At 64.3% G+C, this 18,759-nt stretch carries 17 protein-coding genes and 1 pseudogene; all 18 read left to right on the top strand.

All coding sequences use genetic code 11. The features are described from left to right. Positions 1-142: pseudogene (gene sdhB / locus RMO40_RS10820) on the top strand (succinate dehydrogenase iron-sulfur subunit); the annotation flags it as partial. A gap of 21 nt (positions 143-163) precedes the next feature. Then, positions 164-430: a succinate dehydrogenase assembly factor 2 gene (locus RMO40_RS10815; protein ID WP_309720480.1), complete on the top strand. Its 267-nt coding sequence runs from the start codon at positions 164-166 to the stop codon at positions 428-430. Positions 431-468: 38 nt separating this feature from the next. Beyond that, a complete protein-coding gene (gene gltA / locus RMO40_RS10810; RefSeq protein WP_309720477.1) occupies positions 469-1,782 on the top strand; it encodes a citrate synthase in 1,314 nt (437 codons plus the stop codon). A gap of 112 nt (positions 1,783-1,894) precedes the next feature. After that, the gene (gene leuC / locus RMO40_RS10805; RefSeq protein WP_309720474.1) at positions 1,895-3,304 is read left to right on the top strand and encodes a 3-isopropylmalate dehydratase large subunit; all 1,410 of its coding nucleotides are present in this window, start codon (positions 1,895-1,897) and stop codon (positions 3,302-3,304) included. Positions 3,305-3,318: 14 nt separating this feature from the next. Next, positions 3,319-3,963 (top strand): 3-isopropylmalate dehydratase small subunit, encoded by a 645-nt coding sequence (leuD, locus tag RMO40_RS10800; RefSeq protein WP_309720472.1) that lies wholly within the window; start codon positions 3,319-3,321, stop codon positions 3,961-3,963. A 16-nt stretch (positions 3,964-3,979) separates the two neighbouring features. Then, positions 3,980-5,059: a 3-isopropylmalate dehydrogenase gene (gene leuB / locus RMO40_RS10795; protein ID WP_309720469.1), complete on the top strand. Its 1,080-nt coding sequence runs from the start codon at positions 3,980-3,982 to the stop codon at positions 5,057-5,059. Between the two features lie 49 nt (positions 5,060-5,108). Next, positions 5,109-6,269, top strand: a complete 1,161-nt coding sequence (gene asd, locus RMO40_RS10790; protein WP_309720466.1) for an aspartate-semialdehyde dehydrogenase — start codon at positions 5,109-5,111, stop codon at positions 6,267-6,269. Positions 6,270-6,576: 307 nt separating this feature from the next. Continuing rightward, positions 6,577-9,177, top strand: coding sequence for a FimV/HubP family polar landmark protein (locus RMO40_RS10785; RefSeq protein ID WP_309720463.1), 2,601 nt, complete (start codon positions 6,577-6,579; stop codon positions 9,175-9,177). 15 nt (positions 9,178-9,192) lie between these two features. Further along, positions 9,193-9,990 (top strand): tRNA pseudouridine(38-40) synthase TruA, encoded by a 798-nt coding sequence (gene truA, locus RMO40_RS10780; RefSeq protein ID WP_309720460.1) that lies wholly within the window; start codon positions 9,193-9,195, stop codon positions 9,988-9,990. Continuing rightward, positions 9,987-10,634 (top strand): phosphoribosylanthranilate isomerase, encoded by a 648-nt coding sequence (locus tag RMO40_RS10775; protein WP_309720457.1) that lies wholly within the window; start codon positions 9,987-9,989, stop codon positions 10,632-10,634. Before truA ends, RMO40_RS10775 begins: the two co-directional genes overlap by 4 nt. A 24-nt stretch (positions 10,635-10,658) precedes the next feature. Beyond that, on the top strand, positions 10,659-11,903 hold the full coding sequence (gene trpB, locus RMO40_RS10770; protein ID WP_309720452.1) for a tryptophan synthase subunit beta: 1,245 nt from the start codon (positions 10,659-10,661) through the stop codon (positions 11,901-11,903). Then, a complete protein-coding gene (trpA, locus tag RMO40_RS10765; protein ID WP_309720449.1) occupies positions 11,900-12,727 on the top strand; it encodes a tryptophan synthase subunit alpha in 828 nt (275 codons plus the stop codon). Before trpB ends, trpA begins: the two co-directional genes overlap by 4 nt. After that, the gene (accD, locus tag RMO40_RS10760; protein WP_309720446.1) at positions 12,724-13,596 is read left to right on the top strand and encodes an acetyl-CoA carboxylase, carboxyltransferase subunit beta; all 873 of its coding nucleotides are present in this window, start codon (positions 12,724-12,726) and stop codon (positions 13,594-13,596) included. Before trpA ends, accD begins: the two co-directional genes overlap by 4 nt. 68 nt (positions 13,597-13,664) lie before the next feature. After that, complete coding sequence (gene folC / locus RMO40_RS10755; protein ID WP_309720443.1) at positions 13,665-14,966, top strand: bifunctional tetrahydrofolate synthase/dihydrofolate synthase; 1,302 nt, start codon at positions 13,665-13,667, stop codon at positions 14,964-14,966. A 102-nt stretch (positions 14,967-15,068) separates the two neighbouring features. Then, positions 15,069-15,824 (top strand): SPOR domain-containing protein, encoded by a 756-nt coding sequence (locus RMO40_RS10750; protein WP_309720439.1) that lies wholly within the window; start codon positions 15,069-15,071, stop codon positions 15,822-15,824. A gap of 9 nt (positions 15,825-15,833) precedes the next feature. Further along, on the top strand, positions 15,834-16,340 hold the full coding sequence (locus RMO40_RS10745; protein WP_309720435.1) for a CvpA family protein: 507 nt from the start codon (positions 15,834-15,836) through the stop codon (positions 16,338-16,340). 16 nt (positions 16,341-16,356) lie between these two features. Further along, entirely contained in the window at positions 16,357-17,880 is a 1,524-nt protein-coding gene (gene purF / locus RMO40_RS10740; protein ID WP_309720432.1) for an amidophosphoribosyltransferase, read from the top strand. A gap of 2 nt (positions 17,881-17,882) precedes the next feature. Further along, positions 17,883-18,759: aminotransferase class I/II-fold pyridoxal phosphate-dependent enzyme (locus RMO40_RS10735; protein WP_309720429.1), on the top strand; the 877-nt coding region annotated here is incomplete at its 3' end.

The raw sequence follows: 18,759 nt of genomic DNA, 5'->3' as shown, positions 1-18,759 counted from the left end.
GCGCTTGGACAATCTGGAGGATCCGTACCGCTTGTTCCGCTGCCACACCATCATGAACTGCGTCGATGTGTGCCCGAAGGGTTTGAACCCCACCAAGGCCATCGGCAAGATCAAGGAATTGATGGTTCGCCGCGCCGTCTGAACCACGCCTGAACGCCATGCCATGTACAACCTGATCGACGCTCGTGCACTCAGCAAGCTCAAGTGGCGCTGCCGCCGCGGCCTGCTCGAGAACGATTTGTTCGTCGAACGGTTTTTCAAGCGCCATGAGGCCTCGTTGACCGAAGGTCAGGCCCAGGGCTTGCAGGTGTTGATGGACTTGTCGGACAACGATTTGCTGGACTTGTTGTTGTCCCGCAAGGAGCCCGAAGGTGAGCTGGTTCGTGACGATGTGATTGAAGTGCTCAGACTGATGCGTGTGCCGCACTGAGCCAGTGTGTCTTTCTCGACTTTTCCTAAGGAATGCCCATGACCCCCTCTGACGTGAAAGCCACCTTGTCGTTCTCTGACGGCAGCCCCGCCATGGACCTGCCGGTTTACAAGGGCAGCGTCGGCCCGGATGTCATCGACATCCGCAAGCTTTACGCCCAGACCGGCAAGTTCACCTACGACCCGGGCTTTCTGTCCACAGCGGCCTGCCAGTCGACCATCACCTACATCGATGGCGACAAGGGCGAGTTGCTGTACCGCGGCTACCCCATCGAGCAGCTCGCGACCAACTGCGACTTTCTCGAAACCTGCTACCTGCTGCTGAAGGGCGAGTTGCCCAACCCGACGCAAAAAAACGACTTCGTCAAGACCGTGACCCACCACACCATGGTCAACGAGCAGATGCAGTTCTTCCTGCGCGGCTTCCGCCGCGACGCGCACCCGATGGCCATCATGACGGGCCTGGTGGGCGGTTTGTCGGCCTTCTATCACGACAGCACCGACATCAATAACCCCGAGCACCGCGAGATCTCGGCCATCCGCCTGATCGCCAAGATGCCCACGCTGGTGGCCATGGCCTACAAGTACTCGGTCGGTCAGCCCTACATCTACCCGAAGAACGACCTGTCGTACGCCGGCAACTTCATGCGCATGATGTTTGCCACGCCGTGTGAAGAGTACGAACCCAATGACGTGCTGGTGCGCGCCATGGACCGCATCTTCATCCTGCATGCCGACCACGAGCAGAACGCCTCCACCTCCACCGTGCGCCTGTGTGGCTCGTCGGGCACCAACCCGTTTGCCGCCATCGCAGCTGGCGTGGCCTGCCTGTGGGGCCCCGCTCACGGCGGCGCCAATGAAGCCGCGCTCAACATGCTCGAAGACGTGCAGAAGATGGGCGGCGTCGAGAAGATCGGCGAGTTCATCAAGCAGGTGAAGGACAAGAACTCCAACGTCAAGCTGATGGGCTTCGGTCACCGGGTCTACAAAAACTACGACCCGCGCGCCAAGCTGATGCGCGAGACCTGCCACGAGGTGCTGTCGGCCCTGGGCCTGCAGAACGACCCGCTGTTCAAATTGGCCATGGCGCTCGAGAAGATCGCCCTGGAAGACGAATACTTCGTCGCCCGCAAGCTGTACCCGAACGTCGACTTCTATTCCGGCATCGTGCAGCGCGCGATCGGCATCCCGGTGAGCTTGTTCACCGCCATCTTCGCGCTGGCCCGCACGGTGGGCTGGATTGCGCAGCTGAACGAGATGATTGCCGACCCGGAATACAAGATCGGCCGCCCCCGTCAGCTGTTTCACGGCGCCACCCAACGCGACGTCAAACCGATCGCACAACGAGCTTGAACCGCCGGAACGCACCTTGAGTGCACACAAAACCCCGGCCACAGGCCGGGGTTTTTGCTTGTAAACGCCTAAAATTCGACCCTTTTCCTCGCCAGAACCTTTGAGAGTCGCCATGGGCCGCACGCTGTACGACAAGATCTGGGACGAACACGTCATCCACACCGAGGAAGACGGCACCGCCGTTCTCTACATCGACCGCCACCTGGTGCACGAAGTCACCAGCCCGCAGGCTTTCGAGGGCCTGGATCTGGCCGGGCGCAAGGTGTGGCGCCTGTCGGCCAACTTGGCGGTGAGCGACCACAACGTGCCGACCACCGACCGATCGCACGGCATCACCGACCCCATCTCGAAGCTGCAGGTTGACACGCTCGACAAGAACTGCGACCGCCTCGGCATCACGCAGTTCAAGATGAACGACAAGCGCCAGGGCATCGTTCACGTGATCGGCCCGGAGCAGGGCGCCACGCTGCCGGGCATGACGGTGGTCTGCGGCGACTCGCATACCTCCACCCATGGGGCTTTTGGCGCACTGGCACACGGCATCGGCACCAGCGAGGTGGAGCACGTGTTGGCCACGCAGACGCTCTTGGCACGCAAGGCCAAGAACCTGCTGATCAAGGTCGAAGGCCAGTTGCCTCGCGGTTGTAGCGCCAAAGACATCGTGCTCGCGATCATTGGCAAGATCGGCACGGCCGGGGGCAACGGCCACACCATCGAGTTCGCCGGTTCTGCCATTCGTGCGCTGAGCATGGAAGGCCGCATGACGGTGTGCAACATGGCCATCGAAGCCGGTGCGCGCGCTGGCTTGGTGGCAGTGGACGAGACCACGATCACCTATGCAAAGGGACGGCCGTTCTCGCCGACCGGCGTCGCTTGGGATCATGCGGTGAGCTACTGGCGCACGCTGCAATCTGACGCCGATGCTCACTTCGACCGCGTGGTCGAGCTCGACGCCACGCAGATTCGCCCGCAGGTCACCTGGGGCACCTCGCCCGAGATGGTGTTGTCGATCGAAGACCGTGTGCCCGATCCCGAGCGCGAAAAAGATGTCAACAAGCGCGGCGCGATGGAGCGCGCGCTGACCTACATGGCGCTGGAGCCCAACAAGCTCATCGCCGACATCCTGATCGACAAGGTGTTCATCGGCTCGTGCACCAACTCGCGCATTGAAGACATGCGTGAAGCCGCGGCGGTCGTGCGTCGCCTCGGCCGCCGAATCGCGTCGAACGTGAAGCTCGCATTGGTGGTGCCGGGCTCCGGCCTGGTGAAGGAGCAGGCCGAGCGCGAAGGGTTGGACAAGGTCTTCCTCGCGGCGGGCTTTGAATGGCGCGAGCCGGGCTGCTCGATGTGTCTCGCGATGAACGCCGACCGACTGGAGCCGGGCGAGCGTTGCGCCTCCACCTCCAACCGCAACTTCGAAGGCCGGCAAGGGGCTGGTGGCCGCACCCACCTGGTGAGCCCGGCGATGGCGGCGGCGGCGGCCATCGAAGGCCACTTTGTCGACGTTCGCCGCCTCTCCTGAAAAGGTCGACCACCATGCAAGCATTTCGCATCCACAAGGGCCTGGTCGCACCGCTCGACCGTGAAAACGTCGACACCGACGCCATCATCCCGAAGCAGTTCCTGAAGTCGATCAAGAAGTCGGGCTTTGGCCCCAACCTGTTCGACGAGTGGCGCTACCTCGACCAGGGCGAGCCGGGGCAAGACCCGGCCACGCGCCGCGCCAACCCAGACTTCGTGCTGAACCAGCCGCGCTACCAGGGCGCGTCGGTGCTGCTCACGCGAAAGAACTTCGGCTGCGGCTCCTCGCGCGAGCATGCGCCCTGGGCGCTGGATCAATACGGCTTTCGCGCCATCATCGCGCCCAGCTACGCCGACATCTTCTTCAACAACAGCTTCAAGAATGGCCTACTGCCGATCGTGTTGCCCGAGTCGGCCATCAACCAGTTGTTCGACGAGGTGAACGCCTTTGTCGGCTACCAGTTGGTGGTCGATCTGGAGCGCCAGGTGGTGGTGAAGCCAGATGGGGCCGAGTTGCCGTTCGAGATTGAATCGTTCCGCAAATTTTGCTTGTTGAACGGCTTCGACGACATTGGCCTGACGCTGCGCCACGCCGACAAGATCAAGGCCTTCGAGGCCGAGCGGCTGTTGACCAAGCCCTGGCTCGCCCACACGATTTGAACTGAAGGACAGACTCTTGAAGATTGCAATCCTGCCAGGCGACGGCATTGGCACCGAGATCATGGCCGAGGCACTCAAGGTGCTGGCCTGTCTCGACCTGAAGTTCGAGCTCGAAGAAGCCAAGGTGGGCGGTGCCGCTTACGAGGCCCACGGCCACCCGCTGCCCGATGCCACGCTCAACCTGGCCAAGTCGGCCGATGCGGTGCTGTTCGGTGCCGTGGGCGACTGGAAATACGACAAGCTCGACCGCCCGTTGCGGCCAGAGCAGGCCATCCTCGGCTTGCGCAAGAACCTGGAGTTGTTCGCCAACTTCCGCCCGGCCATTTGTTATGAAGAGCTGACGCACGCATCCAGCCTCAAGCCCGAGATCGTGGCGGGGCTCGACATCCTGATCATTCGCGAGCTGACCGGCGACATCTACTTCGGCCAGCCACGTGGCCGCCGCCAGTCGCCCGATGGTGCGTTCAAGGGCGCCGATGAAGCCTTCGACACCATGCGCTACTCGCGCCCTGAGATCGAGCGCATCGCCCATGTGGCGTTCCAAGCCGCGCGCAAGCGCAGCAAGAAGGTGCTGAGTGTCGACAAGGCCAATGTGCTAGAGACGTTCCAGTTCTGGCGCGATGTGGTCACCGAAGTGCATGCGCAATACGCCGACGTCGAGCTGGAACACATGTATGTCGACAACGCGGCCATGCAACTCGTGAAGGCCCCGAAGCGGCTCGACGTGATCGTCACTGGCAACATGTTTGGCGACATCCTCAGCGACGAGGCCGCCATGCTCACCGGCTCGATCGGCATGTTGCCTTCGGCTTCGTTGAACGCGAAGAACCAGGGCCTGTACGAGCCCAGCCATGGTTCGGCGCCCGACATCGCGGGCAAGGGCATTGCGAACCCGTTGGCGACGATTCTGTCGGCTGCGATGATGCTGCGCTTCAGCCTGAACCAGGAAGCTGCAGCTCAGCGCATCGAATCTGCTGTGAAGAGCGTGCTGGCCCAAGGCCTGCGCACCACCGATATTTACAGTGCCGGCACCACCCAGGTCGGCACCAAGGAGATGGGCGACGCTGTGGTCGCCTGCCTGAAAGCGCAGCGCTGATCACGCGCTTTCACGACTTCAAACTCAATCACAGACGATAGGAACAGACATGGCAACGAGATTGGTCGGCCTGGTGGGCTGGCGAGGCATGGTGGGTTCGGTCCTGATGGACCGCATGCAACAAGAGAATGACTTTGCATTGATCGAGCCGGTGTTCTTCAGCACCAGCAACATCGGGGGCAAGGCGCCTGCGCAAGCGAAGAACGAAACCACGCTGCAAGACGGCTTCAGCATCGACGCGCTCAAGCGCTGCGACATCATCATCACCGCGCAGGGTGGCGACTACACCACCGAGGTGTTCCCCAAGCTGCGCGCCGCCGGCTGGAGCGGCCACTGGATCGACGCCGCCTCCACGCTGCGCATGAAGGACGACGCCGTTATCATCCTCGACCCGGTCAACATGCCGGTGATCAAGAAGGCGCTCGCCGCCGGTGGCAAGAACTGGATCGGTGGCAACTGCACCGTGAGCTGCATGCTGATGGGCGTGGGCGCGCTGTACAAGGCCGGTCTCGTCGAATGGATGAGCACGCAGACCTACCAGGCCGCATCGGGCGGTGGTGCCCAGCACATGCGCGAGCTGCTCACCCAGTACGGCACGCTCAATGCCGAAGTGAAGGCTTTGCTCGACGACCCCAAGAGCGCGATTCTCGAAATCGACCGCAAGGTCATCGCCAAACAGCGCAGCCTGACCGAAGCCGAGACGGCCAACTTCGGCGTTCCGCTGGGTGGCAGTCTCATTCCCTGGATCGACAAGGATCTGGGGATCGGAAAGCAGCCCGACGATGCGGGCTGGGGCATGAGCAAGGAAGAGTGGAAGGGTGGCGCCGAGACCAACAAGATCATGGGCCAGGGTGAAGGTTTCGGCACGCCTGCGGTGCCGGTCGACGGTTTCTGCGTGCGTGTGGGCGCGATGCGTTGTCACAGCCAGGCGCTGACCTTCAAGCTGAAGAAGAACGTGCCGCTGGCCGACATCGAATCGATGATCGCCAATGACAACGCCTGGGTGAAGTTCGTGCCCAACGCCCGCGAGGCGACGATCCGCGACCTGACCCCCGTGGCAGTGACCGGCACCATGACGATTCCGGTGGGCCGCGTGCGCAAGATGGCCATGGGCCCGGAATACCTGGGCGCCTTTACCATCGGCGACCAGTTGTTGTGGGGAGCAGCGGAGCCCCTGCGCCGCATGCTTCGCATTCTGCTGGACGCCTGATTTGACCTGCCGAGTTGGCCCTTGTTTTGCGTTGCAGAACCACAACAAGGGCCATCTCCTGAACCCGCGAATGGCGTTTGCGAGCAAATGTCAGGCAAAGCATGAGCTTGTCTTTGTATCTCGTTGATGTTATTGTGATTTCTACTGTTACGCCCAGGAAACCCGTGGTTTGCGTCAACAACAACTCCGAAAGCAGTGGGGCTCGCTCGCTTCCACCCCCGTCCTATTGGGAGACGCCTTGAAAAGAAATTCGCTGTACACCACAGGGCGATTCGCTCTGACCGGGGCGGCTCTCGCCGCCTGCCTCATGGCCTCGAATGCCTGGGCCTTGGGCCTCGGCCGTTTGCAGGTGCAGTCATCGCTGGGTGAAATCCTGCGCGCTGAGATTGATGTCACCAGCATCACGCCTGAGGAAGCCTCCAACCTCAACATCCGCATTGCGCCTCCCGAGTCGTATCGCGCCGCGGGTGTCGACTACAACTCGGTGCTGCCGGGCACTCAGGTGTTGCTGCAGCGCCGCGCCGACGGACGCTCTTTCCTCAGTGTCACCAGTGACCGCGCGGTTCAAGAGCCGTTCATTGATGTGATCTTGGAAATCACCTGGTCCACGGGCCGCCTGGTTCGCGAATACACCTTGCTGCTGGACCCGCCGGTGACCCGTACCGCGGCCTCTCCGGTGCCGGCTGCGCCAGCCGCCACCACCTCGCCGCTGATTTCTCCGGCGCCTACTGAGCCGGTCGCCGTTGCGCCGCGTGCCGCCGAGCGCAAGCCGGTGACCCCGAAGGCGTCGGCCACCACTGATGGCGCTCCTGTTGAACCTCGCAAGCCGAGCGTGAAGGCCCCTGCTTCATCGCCGGCTGAGCCCATCGGTGACGAGTACACGGTGCGTCCTGGTGATTCGCTGTCGCGCATCGCCGGCCGTTCGCAGCGCCAAGGGGTTTCGCTCGATCAAATGTTGGCCTCGCTTTACCAGGCCAACCCGGAAGCCTTCGTCAACAGCAACATCAACCGCCTCAAGTCGGGTGTGGTGCTGGCTGTGCCCTCGGCCGAAACGGCCAAGGCCGTCACGCCGGCTGAAGCCCGCCAGCTGATTCAGGCGCAGAGCGCCGACTTCGGCACCTACCGGCAGCGCCTTGCCGCAGCGGTTCCTGCGGCCAAGACCGACGGCACCGCGCGCCAGGCTGGTGGCAAGGTGCAATCTTCTGTGGACGACCGCAAGGCGACCGCCGCTCCCGCCCCCGACAAGCTCACGCTCAGCAAGGGCTCGACCGCCAAGGCTTCTGCGCCTGAAGATCGTTTGTCGAAAGAGCGCGAGAAGAAAGACGCCACGGCCCGCGTGGCCGAGCTTTCCAAGAACGTGGATGAGCTTAAGAAGCTCTCTGGCGCGTCGGGCACCGCGTCGGGCAAGGGCACTGCACCGGCCACCGCCGCTCCAGTGGCCCCGCCGGTGGTCGTACCTCCAGTGGTAGCACCGAAGCCACCGGTTGTTGCAGCTGCGCCGGCCCCTGCACCGGTGGTTCCGCCGGCTCCTGCGCCTGCTCCCGCTCCTGCTCCTGTTGTGGTGGTTCCACCAGCACCAGCACCCGCATCTGCTCCGGCCGTCGTGGCTGCGGCTTCTGCACCGGCCGTGATGGCTGCCGCATCGGCGGCGGCTAGCGCCGTGATGGAGCCCGCCAGCGCTCCCGTGGTGGCCGTTGCACCGTCGCGGCCGATGGCGGCGTCTGCGCCGGCCGCAACGCCTGTCGTCGAGCCTCCAGGCCCATTTGCTTCGTTGCTGGAAGACAACCCGTTGGTGTTGGCCGCAGGTGCCGCACTCATTGCCTTGCTCGCTGGCTTCGGCATCTATCGCTTCACCAAGCGCGCCAAGAAGGACAGCGGCGAAACATCCTTCCTCGAAAGCCGCTTGCAGCCTGACTCCTTCTTTGGTGCCAGCGGTGGCCAGCGCATCGACACGCGTGATGCCGGCGGCGCCTCGTCGTCCATGAGCTACTCGTTGAGCCAGCTCGACGCCATCGGTGACGTCGATCCCGTGGCCGAGGCCGATGTTTACTTGGCCTATGGCCGTGACTTGCAAGCCGAAGAAATTCTCAAAGAGGCGATGCGTGCGAGCCCCGAACGCCTGGCCATTCGCACCAAGCTGCTCGAGGTTTATGCCAAGCGGCGCGACACCAAGGGCTTCGAGTTGCTCGCCACGCAGTTGTTCGGCTTGACCGGTGGCCAAGGTGAAGACTGGGCCAAGGCGCAAGAGATCGGCGTGCAGATTGACCCCGACAACCAGCTCTACCAACCTGGCGGCAAGCCCGCCGGTGCCGAGGGCGATGGTCGTCCGGCGGCCGAGCTGCTGGGTGCGAGCACCATGCCGCAGTCGGTGTTGCCGTCTCCATCCGAGTTCGGTTCGAGTGGCAGCTCGGGAAGCGGGTTTGACACCACCTCCGGCGACAGCATCGATCTCGATCTCGACTTGGCTCTGCCCGACTCGACGCCGCCTGCTCCTTCGCGCGCTGCGGAGCGTACCCAGCCGATGGCGGCTGCTCCGGCGCCTGCCCCGTCGTTTGACAGCATGAGCTTCAACCTGCCGCCTTCGCCGCCCCCCGCGCCCGCGGCTCCTGCCACGGGCCCGATGGACTTTGATCTGGGCAGCATCTCTCTTGACCTCGGCGGCGACACCACGGTGGCGCAACCCAAGGTGACCCCCGGCGTGCCGGTGTCGAGCGACTTCGGTGCCATCGACCTGGGTGACGTCAGCGACGACGGCTCGGACCCGATCGCCCGCAAGCTCGAGCTGGCCGAAGAGTTCCGCCAGATCGGTGACACGGAAGGTGCTCGCGACCTCCTGCAAGAAGTCGTGGCCAAGTCCAGCGGCGCAGTCAAGACGCGTGCTCAGAGCATGCTCAACGATCTGGGCTGATCGGCCCAGGTTGGTGTGAGGCTGGCACTCGGCATCTGCTACCGCGGCCAGGCTTACAACGGCTGGCAGAGCCAGCTCGGCGGCCGCACTGTGCAAGACCATCTCGAACAGGCGCTGTCGCAGTTTGCGGCAACGCCTGTTCGCACTTTGTGTGCTGGACGTACGGACACCGGTGTGCATGGCCTGAACCAGGTGATTCACCTCGACCCACCGGTGCAGCGCGAGTTGGCCTCCTGGGTGCGTGGCAGCAACCGTTATTTGCCCTCTGACATCGCGGTTCAGTGGTGTCACGAGGTCGCAGATGACTTCCATGCGCGCTACAGCGCCCAGGGCCGGCGTTACGCCTACTTGCTGCTGGAGTCCGCCGTGCGGCCCGCGCTGGAAACGGGCCTGGCGGGCTGGACGCATCGCTCGCTGACCCCGGAGTGCATGCGCGCGGCGGCGGACTTGCTGATCGGCGAACACGATTTCAGCGCCTTCCGCTCGTCGGAGTGCCAGGCCGCTTCGCCGGTCAAACAGATGCGCAACATCGAGATCAGCCGTGTGGGGAGCTACTGGCGATTTGACTTCGACGGCTCGGCCTTTTTGCACCACATGGTGCGCAACATCATGGGCTGCCTGGTCGCCATCGGCAGTGGCCAGCGCCCCGTGGCCTGGATGAGCGAGGTGCTGGCCTCGCGCTCGCGCAAGGAGGCGGCGCCGACATTCCCCGCTGACGGCCTGTACTTTGTGGGGCCGTACTACGATGCGCGCTTGGGGCTACCTTCCCGCACGCCCGCCATGGACTGGTTGCCCACCGAGAGAACGGCATGAACGCCCGCACCCGAATCAAGATCTGTGGCCTGACCCGCGAGACCGATGTCGATGCGGCTGTTGAAGCCGGCGTCGACGCGGTGGGCTTCGTGCTGTACCCGAGCAGCCCGCGGGCCGTAACGGTCGAGCGTGCTGCGACGCTGGCAAAACGCCTGCCGCCCTTTGTGACGCCGGTGGCCTTGTGCGTCAATGCCGATGCCGACTTGATCGCCGCCGCCACCCAGGCCATGCCCGACCTGCTGCTGCAATTCCATGGTGACGAAACCCCGGCCGATTGCCGAGCAGCGGGCAGGCCTTTCTTGCGTGCCGCCCGCATCGGGCCCGGCTTCGATTTGTTAGACTTCGCCGCTCAGTACCCACACGCCCAGGGACTGTTGCTCGACGCCTTCGTCGAGGGTTATGGTGGCGGCGGAAAGGTCTTCGATTGGTCTCTCATCCCTTCAAACGTGCCCCGTCCAGTCGTTTTGTCTGGTGGGTTGCATGTCGGAAATGTGATCGAAGGCATTTTTCAGGTGCGGCCCTCGGCCGTTGACGTCAGCTCCGGCGTCGAGAGTGCCAAAGGCATCAAGGATGCCGCGGCCATGCGCCGGTTCTGCGAAGCCGTCCGCGAAGCGGACGCGCGTATCGCAGCTTCTCCGACATGACTCCACCTGAAAGCGTTTTTCACGATGTTGAACTACCAGCAGCCCGATGCCAAAGGGCACTTCGGCCCCTATGGCGGCACCTTTGTCGCTGAAACCCTGATCCATGCGCTCGATGAGCTGAACGCGGCCTACGAGCAGGCGCGCCGCGACCCGGCCTTCGTCGCCGAGTACCACCACGAACTCAAGCACTTCGTGGGCCGCCCCAGCCCGATTTACCACGCAGCCCGCATGAGTCGTGAGCTGGGTGGGGCGCAGATCTACTTGAAGCGCGAAGACCTCAACCACACCGGCGCGCACAAGGTCAACAACACCATCGGCCAGGCTTTGCTGGCGCGCCGCATGGGCAAGCCACGTGTCATCGCGGAGACGGGCGCAGGCCAGCACGGTGTGGCCACCGCCACCATCTGCGCCCGCTACGGCATGGAATGTGTGGTCTACATGGGCAGTGAAGACGTGAAGCGCCAGTCGCCCAACGTCTACCGATTGCACCTGCTGGGCGCTCGTGTGGTGCCGGTCGAAAGCGGCTCCAAGACGCTAAAAGACGCGCTCAACGAAGCCATGCGCGACTGGGTCACCAACATCGAGAACACGTTCTATATCATCGGCACGGTGGCGGGCCCGCACCCCTACCCGGCGATGGTGCGTGACTTCCAGCGTGTGATCGGCGACGAGTGCCTGGTGCAGATGCCCGAGATGATCAAGCGCCAGCCCGATGCCGTGATCGCCTGCGTGGGCGGTGGCTCGAATGCCATGGGCATCTTCTACCCCTACATCGAGCACGAGGGCACCCGCCTGATCGGTGTCGAGGCCGCAGGGCAGGGCCTCGAATCCGGCAAACACTCGGCCAGCCTCAACAAGGGCTCACCAGGCGTGCTGCATGGCAACCGCACCTATCTGCTGCAAGACGACAACGGGCAGATCACCGAGACGCACTCCATCTCGGCTGGGCTCGACTACCCCGGCGTGGGCCCCGAGCATGCGTACCTGAAGGACATCGGCCGCGCCGAATACGTCGGCATCACCGACGCTGAAGCGCTGCAGGCCTTTCACCGCCTGTGCCGCACCGAAGGCATCATCCCGGCGCTGGAGTCGGCGCACGCCGTGGCCTACGCGATGAAGCTCGCGCCCACGATGCGCTCCGACCAGCACCTGCTGGTCAACCTCTCCGGCCGAGGCGACAAGGACATCGGCACCGTGGCCGACCTCTCTGGCGCCGAATACTTTGACCGTCCCTCGCAGGCCGGTCGCAGCGTGAAGGGGGGCGCATGAGCCGCATTCAAGCTGTTTTCGAGACCCTCAAGGCGCAAGGCCGAAAGGCGCTGATCCCCTACGTGATGGCCGGGGATCCCTACCCCGACGCCACCGTCGAGGTGCTGCTGGCGATGGCGAAGGCGGGGGCCGACGTGATCGAGTTCGGTGTGCCGTTCTCCGACCCCATGGCCGATGGCCCGGTGATCCAGGCGGCGGGTGAGCGTGCCTTGGCAAAAGGCATCGGACTGCCTCAGGTGTTCGACTTCGTGCGCGGTTTCCGCAGCAGCAACGACACCACGCCCATCGTGCTCATGGGCTATGCCAACCCCATCGAACGTTACGACCAGCGGTTGGGCGATGGTGCCTTCGTGCGCGACGCCAAGGCGGCTGGTGTCGATGGCGTGTTGGTCGTGGACTATCCGCCTGAAGAGTGCGAGGCTTTCGCTGCGCGGATGAGGGCTGCCGAACTCGATCCGATTTTCCTGCTGGCCCCCACCTCGACCGAACAACGGATCAAGGACGTGGCCCGCATCGCGACCGGCTTCGTCTACTACGTGTCGCTCAAGGGCGTGACCGGCTCAGGCGCGATCGACACCCAGGCTGTAGCAGAGGCTGTGCCCCGCATTCGTGCCCACGTGAAGGTGCCGGTCGGGGTGGGCTTCGGCATCCGCGATGCGGAAACGGCCATGGCGGTGGCAGCCGTCTCCGATGCCGTCGTGATCGGCGCCCGCATTGTGAAATTGCTTGAATCCCAAACACGCGACAATGTTGCCTCCGCGGGCGCGGCGTTCATCGCCGAGATCCGCGCAGCCCTCGATTCCTTGAAAGGAGCTCCCGCATGAGCTGGCTTGAGAAACTGCTGCCCCCCAAGATGCAGCAGACCGACCCGAGCGAACGCCGCACGGTGCCCGAAGGTCTGTGGATCAAGTGCCCGTCTTGCGAGACGGTGCTTTACAAGAACGACCTCGAACAGAACATCAACGTCTGCCCGAAGTGTGGTCACCACCACCGCATCGGTGCGCGTGCCCGCCTGAATGCTTTCCTCGACGGCGAAGGCCGCTACGAGATCGGCCAAGAGGTGGTGCCGGTCGACGCGCTCAAATTCAAGGACAGCAAGCGTTACCCCGAGCGCCTCAAACTGGCGATGGAAGCCACCGGCGAAACCGATGCGCTGGTGGTGATGGGCGGCGCGCTGCACACCATCCCGGTGGTGGCGGCCTGCTTCGAGTTCGACTTCATGGGCGGCTCGATGGGCTCGGTGGTCGGCGAGCGCTTCGTGCGCGGCGTCGAGATGGCCGTCGAGCAGAAGGTGCCTTTCATCAGTTTCACCGCCACCGGCGGTGCGCGCATGCAAGAAGGCCTGCTCAGCCTGATGCAGATGGCCAAGACCAATGCGGCGCTGACGCATTTGTCCAAAGCCAAGCTGCCTTACGTGAGCGTGCTGTGCGACCCCACCATGGGCGGTGTGTCGGCGAGCTTTGCTTTCGTGGGTGACATGGTGATCGCCGAACCCAAGGCGCTGATCGGCTTTGCCGGCCCGCGCGTGATCGCCGACACCGTGCGCGAGAAGCTGCCCGAGGGCTTCCAGCGTGCCGAGTTCCTGATGCAGACCGGTGCCATCGACGCCATCGTCGACCGGCGCGAGCTGCGCAGCGTGATCGCCAAGGCCTTGGCGATGTTGCAGCGGCAAAGCGCTGACGCCGTCGCCTGAGCCCACCTCGCCTGACAGCGCACAAGGGCGGCCTCGGCCGCCCTTGCGCATTCAAACCTCCGAACCCCATGCCCCAACCGACCACCCTCGCCGAATGGCTGGACCACTGCGAGCGCCTGCACCCCAAAGACATCGACATGGGCCTGGCGCGCAGCGAGGCCATCAAACAACGTCTCGGCCTCGCGTTCAAGGTGCCGGTGATCACCGTGGCGGGCACCAATGGCAAGGGCTCGACCTGCACGATGCTCGAATCCATCGGTCTGCAGGCGGGCTACAAGGTGGGCCTCTACATCAAGCCGCACTTCGTTCACTTCGAAGAGCGCTGTCGCGTGAATGGCGCGATGGTGTCGGCGGCCGAGCTGCTGCCGCACTTCGAGGCGGTCGAACAGGCGCGCGGCGAGATGGCGCTGACCTATTTCGAGTTCACCACCCTGGCCATCTTGCGGCTGCTGTCGCAGGCGGAGCTCGACATGGTGATCCTCGAAGTGGGCCTGGGCGGGCGGCTCGACACGGTCAACGTGATCGACGCCGACTGCGCCGTCATCACCAGCATCGCGCTCGACCACATGGAATACCTCGGCCCCGACCGCGAAGCCATCGGCCGCGAGAAGGCCGCGATCATGCGGCCCGGCAAGCCAGCGGTGTTCAGTGACCCGGTGCCGCCCGCGAGTGTGGGGGCCTATGCGCAAGAGATCGGTGCCGACCTCTGGCAGATCGGCCGTGATTTCAACTACGCCGGCGACAAGCAGCAATGGGGTTGGGGCGGGCGCAACAAGCGCTTCAACGGCCTGGCCTACCCGGCGCTGCGCGGCGCCAACCAATTGCTCAACGCCTCGGGCGCACTGGCTGCATTCGAGGCCTTGCGCGACCGTCTGCCGATCACCGCGCAGGCCGTGCGCAATGGCTTGGCGACGCTTGAGTTGCCGGGCCGCTTTCAGATCGTGCCCGGCCAGCCCACGCTGGTGCTCGACGTGGCACACAACCCGCACGCGGTGGGCGCGCTGTTCGAGAACCTCGACCAGATGGGTTTCTTCCCGCGCACACATGCCGTGCTGGGCGTGATGGCCGACAAGGACATCACCGCCATCCTCACCCGCATGGCGCCGCTGGTCGACCACTGGCATTTTTGCGACCTGCCCATCCCGCGTGCAGCCACGGCGCAGCAGCTGAAATCGTTGCATCAGAGCCTTGCCTTGCGCGGCCCCGGGCCGGTCACCACCGCCTGCCATGCCAACCCCTCCGAAGCCCTGCGCGCCGCAGTGTCTGCAGCAGACCCCGCTGATAGAATCGTGGCCTTCGGCTCGTTTTACACCGTGGGCGGCGTGCTGAAGGACGGTCTGCCCCGTCTGACCGCCAAGCACGTCGGCTGACACCAGCCACCGGCCTTCTCCGCCGGTCACGCGTGCGGGTGGGGCCAGCCTTCAACCAGCCCTCAACGAGCGCGCAAACGCCCCACCTGGAACCAGCACTGCATGGGTTTGCTGTCATTTCTGAAGCGCAAGTCGGGTGATGCCCTCAAGGCGTCTGCCAAGTCACCCGAGCCCGTCGACACGGTGCAGCAAGCCCGCACACGTGCTCGCCAGCGCCTGGTGGGCGCGGTGGTGCTGGTGGCGGCGGGGGTGATCGGCTTTCCGCTTCTGTTCGAGACGCAGCCACGGCCCTTGCCCGTCGACACCCCGATCGAAATTGCCCGCAAGGACGGTAGTGCATCATCTGCGCCGCGCCCCACCCCCGCGCCGCGTGTCACACCACCGGTGGTGCCCCCGAGCGTGGTCGCCGAAACGCCGGCCGAAGCGGGGCGTGACGTGGTGGCTGCAGCCTCGGCGCCGGCAGCCGTTGCATCCGCGTCGCCGGCGGAGGCCAAGCCGACACCCGCGCTGCCGGTTGAACCGAAACCCGAACCGAAACCTGCGACGCCCAAGCCCGAGGCCAAGCCCGCTGACAGTGCCCGCGCTCAGGCGCTGCTTGAAGGCAAAGACGCCAAGCCGGCCGCCGCCGAAGGCCGTTTCGTGGTGCAGGTCGGCGCTTTTGCCGAAGTGACCGCGGCGCGTGAAGCGCGTCAGAAGGTTGAGAAGCTCGGCCTCAAGACCTACACCCAGGTGGTCGAGACTTCCAGCGGCAAGCGCATTCGGGTACGCGTGGGGCCGTTTGCCTCGCGCGGCGAGGCCGACAAGGCCGCTGACAAGATCAAGTCTGCGGGCCTGCCTTCGGCGGTCTACACGCTCTGACGTCGAGCCATGCAATGGGTCGACCTCGTTCTCGCCGGTGTGTTGTTGATCTCGGTGATCGTCGGGCTGGTGCGCGGCTTTGTGTTCGAAGTGCTGTCGTTGCTGGGCTGGTTCGTGGCCTATTTCGCGGCGCATTGGTTCGCCGCCGAACTCGCGCCGCACATTCCGGTGGGCAAACCCGGCTCGGGCATCAACCACGCAGCGGCTTTCGCTGCGCTTTTCATTGGCGTCTTGCTGGCATGGGCGATTGCGTCGCGCCTGTTGCGCTTCCTGATCCACGCCACCCCTTTGAGCCTGCCCGACCGCGCGCTGGGCGCCGGGTTCGGCCTGCTGCGCGGGCTGCTGCTGCTGCTGGCGGCCGCCACCGTGATCAGCCTCACACCTTTGGTGAAATCTCCCACCTGGCAAGCTTCGCAAGGTGCACAGTGGCTGCATGCGGCGCTGACGGGCTTGCGCCCGGTGCTTCCACCCCAACTTTTGCAGCACCTGCCGGCGCCTGCCAGCACGGTGCGTTGAAACCCAAGGATTTCCCATGTGCGGCATCGTCGGCGTCATCTCCAAGAGCCCGGTCAACCAGCTGATCTATGACGCGCTGCTGCTCTTGCAGCACCGAGGCCAAGACGCGGCCGGTATCGTCACCATGCAAGGCACCAAGTGCTTCATGCACAAGGCGCGCGGCATGGTGCGTGACGTGTTCCGCACCCGCAACATGCGCGCGCTGCCCGGCCCGGTGGGCCTGGGCCAGGTGCGTTACCCGACCGCAGGCAACGCCTACAGCGAAGAAGAGGCACAGCCTTTTTACGTGAACGCGCCGTTCGGCATCGTGCTCGTACACAACGGCAACCTGACCAATGCGCACACGCTCAAACAAGAGCTGTTCGACATCGACCGCCGCCACATCAACACCACCAGCGACACCGAGGTGCTGATCAACATCCTTGCGCACGAGTTGGGTGTCGCAGCGCGCGACCTGCCGCTGTCGCCCGAAGAAGTGTTCAAGGCCGTGCGCGCGGTGCACAAGCGCCTCAAGGGTTCGTATGCAGTGGTGGCGCTGATTGCGGGTTATGGCCTGCTGGCCTTCCGCGACCCGTACGGCATTCGCCCGCTGTGTTTTGGCGAAACGGTGACGCCCGAAGGCCGCGAGGTGATGGTGGCCAGCGAATCGGTGGCCATCGAAGGCACGGGCCACACGGTGGTCCGCGACGTGGCGCCGGGCGAAGCGGTGTTCATCGACCTCGAGGGCAATACCCACACCCAGCAGTGCGCCGAGAACCCGAGCCTGAACCCCTGCATGTTCGAGTTTGTCTACCTCGCACGGCCTGATTCGGTGATGGACGGCGTCTCGGTTTATCAGGCCCGCCTCAACATGGGCGAGACGCTGGCACAGCGCCTGATCTCGACCATCCGCCCCAACGAGATCGACGTGGTGATTCCCATCCCCGAGTCGAGCCGCCCATCGGCCATGCAGCTCGCGCAAAAGATCGGCAAGCCCTACCGCGAAGGCTTCGTGAAAAACCGCTACGTCGGCCGCACCTTCATCATGCCGGGGCAGGGCGTGCGCAAGAAATCGGTGCGCCAGAAACTCAATGCCATCGGCGTCGAGTTCAAGGGCCGCAACGTGTTGCTGGTCGATGACTCCATCGTGCGCGGCACCACGTCGAAAGAGATCGTGCAGATGGCGCGCGACGCCGGTGCACGCAAGGTTTACATGGCCTCGGCCGCGCCGCCCGTGCGTTACCCTAACGTGTATGGCATCGACATGCCCACCAGCGAAGAGCTGATCGCGCACAACCGCAGCATCGAAGAAATCCGCCAGTTCATCGGCGCCGACGCGCTGATCTACCAAGACGTGGATGCGATGAAGAAAGTGGTGATGGCGCTCAACCCCAAGCTCGCCGGGTTTGAAGCTTCATGTTTTGACGGCCACTACGTGACGGGCGACGTATCGATCGCCGACTTCGACGCGATGGCCACGCAACGCAAGTCGCAAGGTGACGAAGAAGACAACAACGATCGCACGCGGCTCGCGCTGCAAAGCGCCACCGAGCAGTCGTGAGCGTGGGCAAGAAGATCCCGCGCGTTGACCTGCCCAAGGGTTTGCGGCGCGACACGCTGGCGGTCCGCGAGGGCCTGCCGCCCAGCGCCTGGGGCGAAAACTCCGAAGCGCTGTTCCTGACCAGCAGCTTCGTGCAGCCTGACGCGGCCACGGCCGCGGCGCGTTTTGCCAACGAAGAAGAAGCCTTCATCTACTCGCGCTTCAGCAACCCGACGGTGACGATGTTCGAGCGGCGCCTGGCCGCACTCGAAGGAACCGAGGGCTGCATCGGTACGTCGAGCGGCATGAGTGCCATCTTGCTGCTGGGCATGGGCTTGTTGAAGGCCGGTGACCACGTGGTGTGTTCGCAGAGTGTGTTCGGCTCGACCATCATGTTGTTCGGGCGTGAGTTCGGCAGGTTCGGTGTTGAGACGACGTTTGTGTCGCAGACCGAAGTGGACGCGTGGCGCCGGGCGATCAAGCCCAACACCAAACTCCTCTTCGCCGAGTCGCCGACCAACCCGTTGACCGAGGTGTGCGACATCCGTGCGCTCTCGCTCGTCGCAAAAGAGGCCGGTGCGCTGCTGGCCGTCGACAACTGTTTTTGCTCACCGGCCCTGCAGCGGCCGGTGGAGTTTGGTGCCGACCTGGTGGTGCACTCCGGCACCAAGTACCTCGACGGCCAAGGGCGCGTGATCGCCGGCGCGCTCTGCGGCCCCGAGCAGCTCATCAACGAAAAGTTCGTGCCGGTGATGCGCAGCGCCGGCATGTCGTTGTCACCCTTCAATGCCTGGGTGGTGCTCAAGGGCCTGGAGACGCTGGACATCCGCATGCGTGCGCAGTCGGAGCGCGCCTTAAAGCTCGCCACCTGGCTGGAGCAGCAGCCGCAGATCGAGCGTG

The organism is Rhizobacter sp., from assembly GCF_031412075.1.
Taxonomy (GTDB): Bacteria; Pseudomonadota; Gammaproteobacteria; order Burkholderiales; family Burkholderiaceae_C; genus Rhizobacter.
The sequence above is the reverse complement of the archived record's forward strand: the minus strand, read 5'-3'. Positions and strand labels throughout refer to the sequence as shown.

Bases quoted from the DNA above. Each gene is read 5' to 3' on its own strand.
- RMO40_RS10815 (WP_309720480.1), top strand. From the start codon at position 164: ATGTACAACCTGATCGACGCTCGTGCACTCAGCAAGCTCAAGTGGCGC.
- gltA (WP_309720477.1), top strand. From the start codon at position 469: ATGACCCCCTCTGACGTGAAAGCCACCTTGTCGTTCTCTGACGGCAGC.
- leuC (WP_309720474.1), top strand. From the start codon at position 1,895: ATGGGCCGCACGCTGTACGACAAGATCTGGGACGAACACGTCATCCAC.
- leuD (WP_309720472.1), top strand. From the start codon at position 3,319: ATGCAAGCATTTCGCATCCACAAGGGCCTGGTCGCACCGCTCGACCGT.
- asd (WP_309720466.1), top strand. From the start codon at position 5,109: ATGGCAACGAGATTGGTCGGCCTGGTGGGCTGGCGAGGCATGGTGGGT.
- RMO40_RS10785 (WP_309720463.1), top strand. From the start codon at position 6,577: ATGGCCTCGAATGCCTGGGCCTTGGGCCTCGGCCGTTTGCAGGTGCAG.
- RMO40_RS10775 (WP_309720457.1), top strand. From the start codon at position 9,987: ATGAACGCCCGCACCCGAATCAAGATCTGTGGCCTGACCCGCGAGACC.
- trpB (WP_309720452.1), top strand. From the start codon at position 10,659: ATGTTGAACTACCAGCAGCCCGATGCCAAAGGGCACTTCGGCCCCTAT.
- trpA (WP_309720449.1), top strand. From the start codon at position 11,900: ATGAGCCGCATTCAAGCTGTTTTCGAGACCCTCAAGGCGCAAGGCCGA.
- accD (WP_309720446.1), top strand. From the start codon at position 12,724: ATGAGCTGGCTTGAGAAACTGCTGCCCCCCAAGATGCAGCAGACCGAC.
- folC (WP_309720443.1), top strand. From the start codon at position 13,665: ATGCCCCAACCGACCACCCTCGCCGAATGGCTGGACCACTGCGAGCGC.
- RMO40_RS10750 (WP_309720439.1), top strand. From the start codon at position 15,069: ATGGGTTTGCTGTCATTTCTGAAGCGCAAGTCGGGTGATGCCCTCAAG.
- RMO40_RS10745 (WP_309720435.1), top strand. From the start codon at position 15,834: ATGCAATGGGTCGACCTCGTTCTCGCCGGTGTGTTGTTGATCTCGGTG.
- purF (WP_309720432.1), top strand. From the start codon at position 16,357: ATGTGCGGCATCGTCGGCGTCATCTCCAAGAGCCCGGTCAACCAGCTG.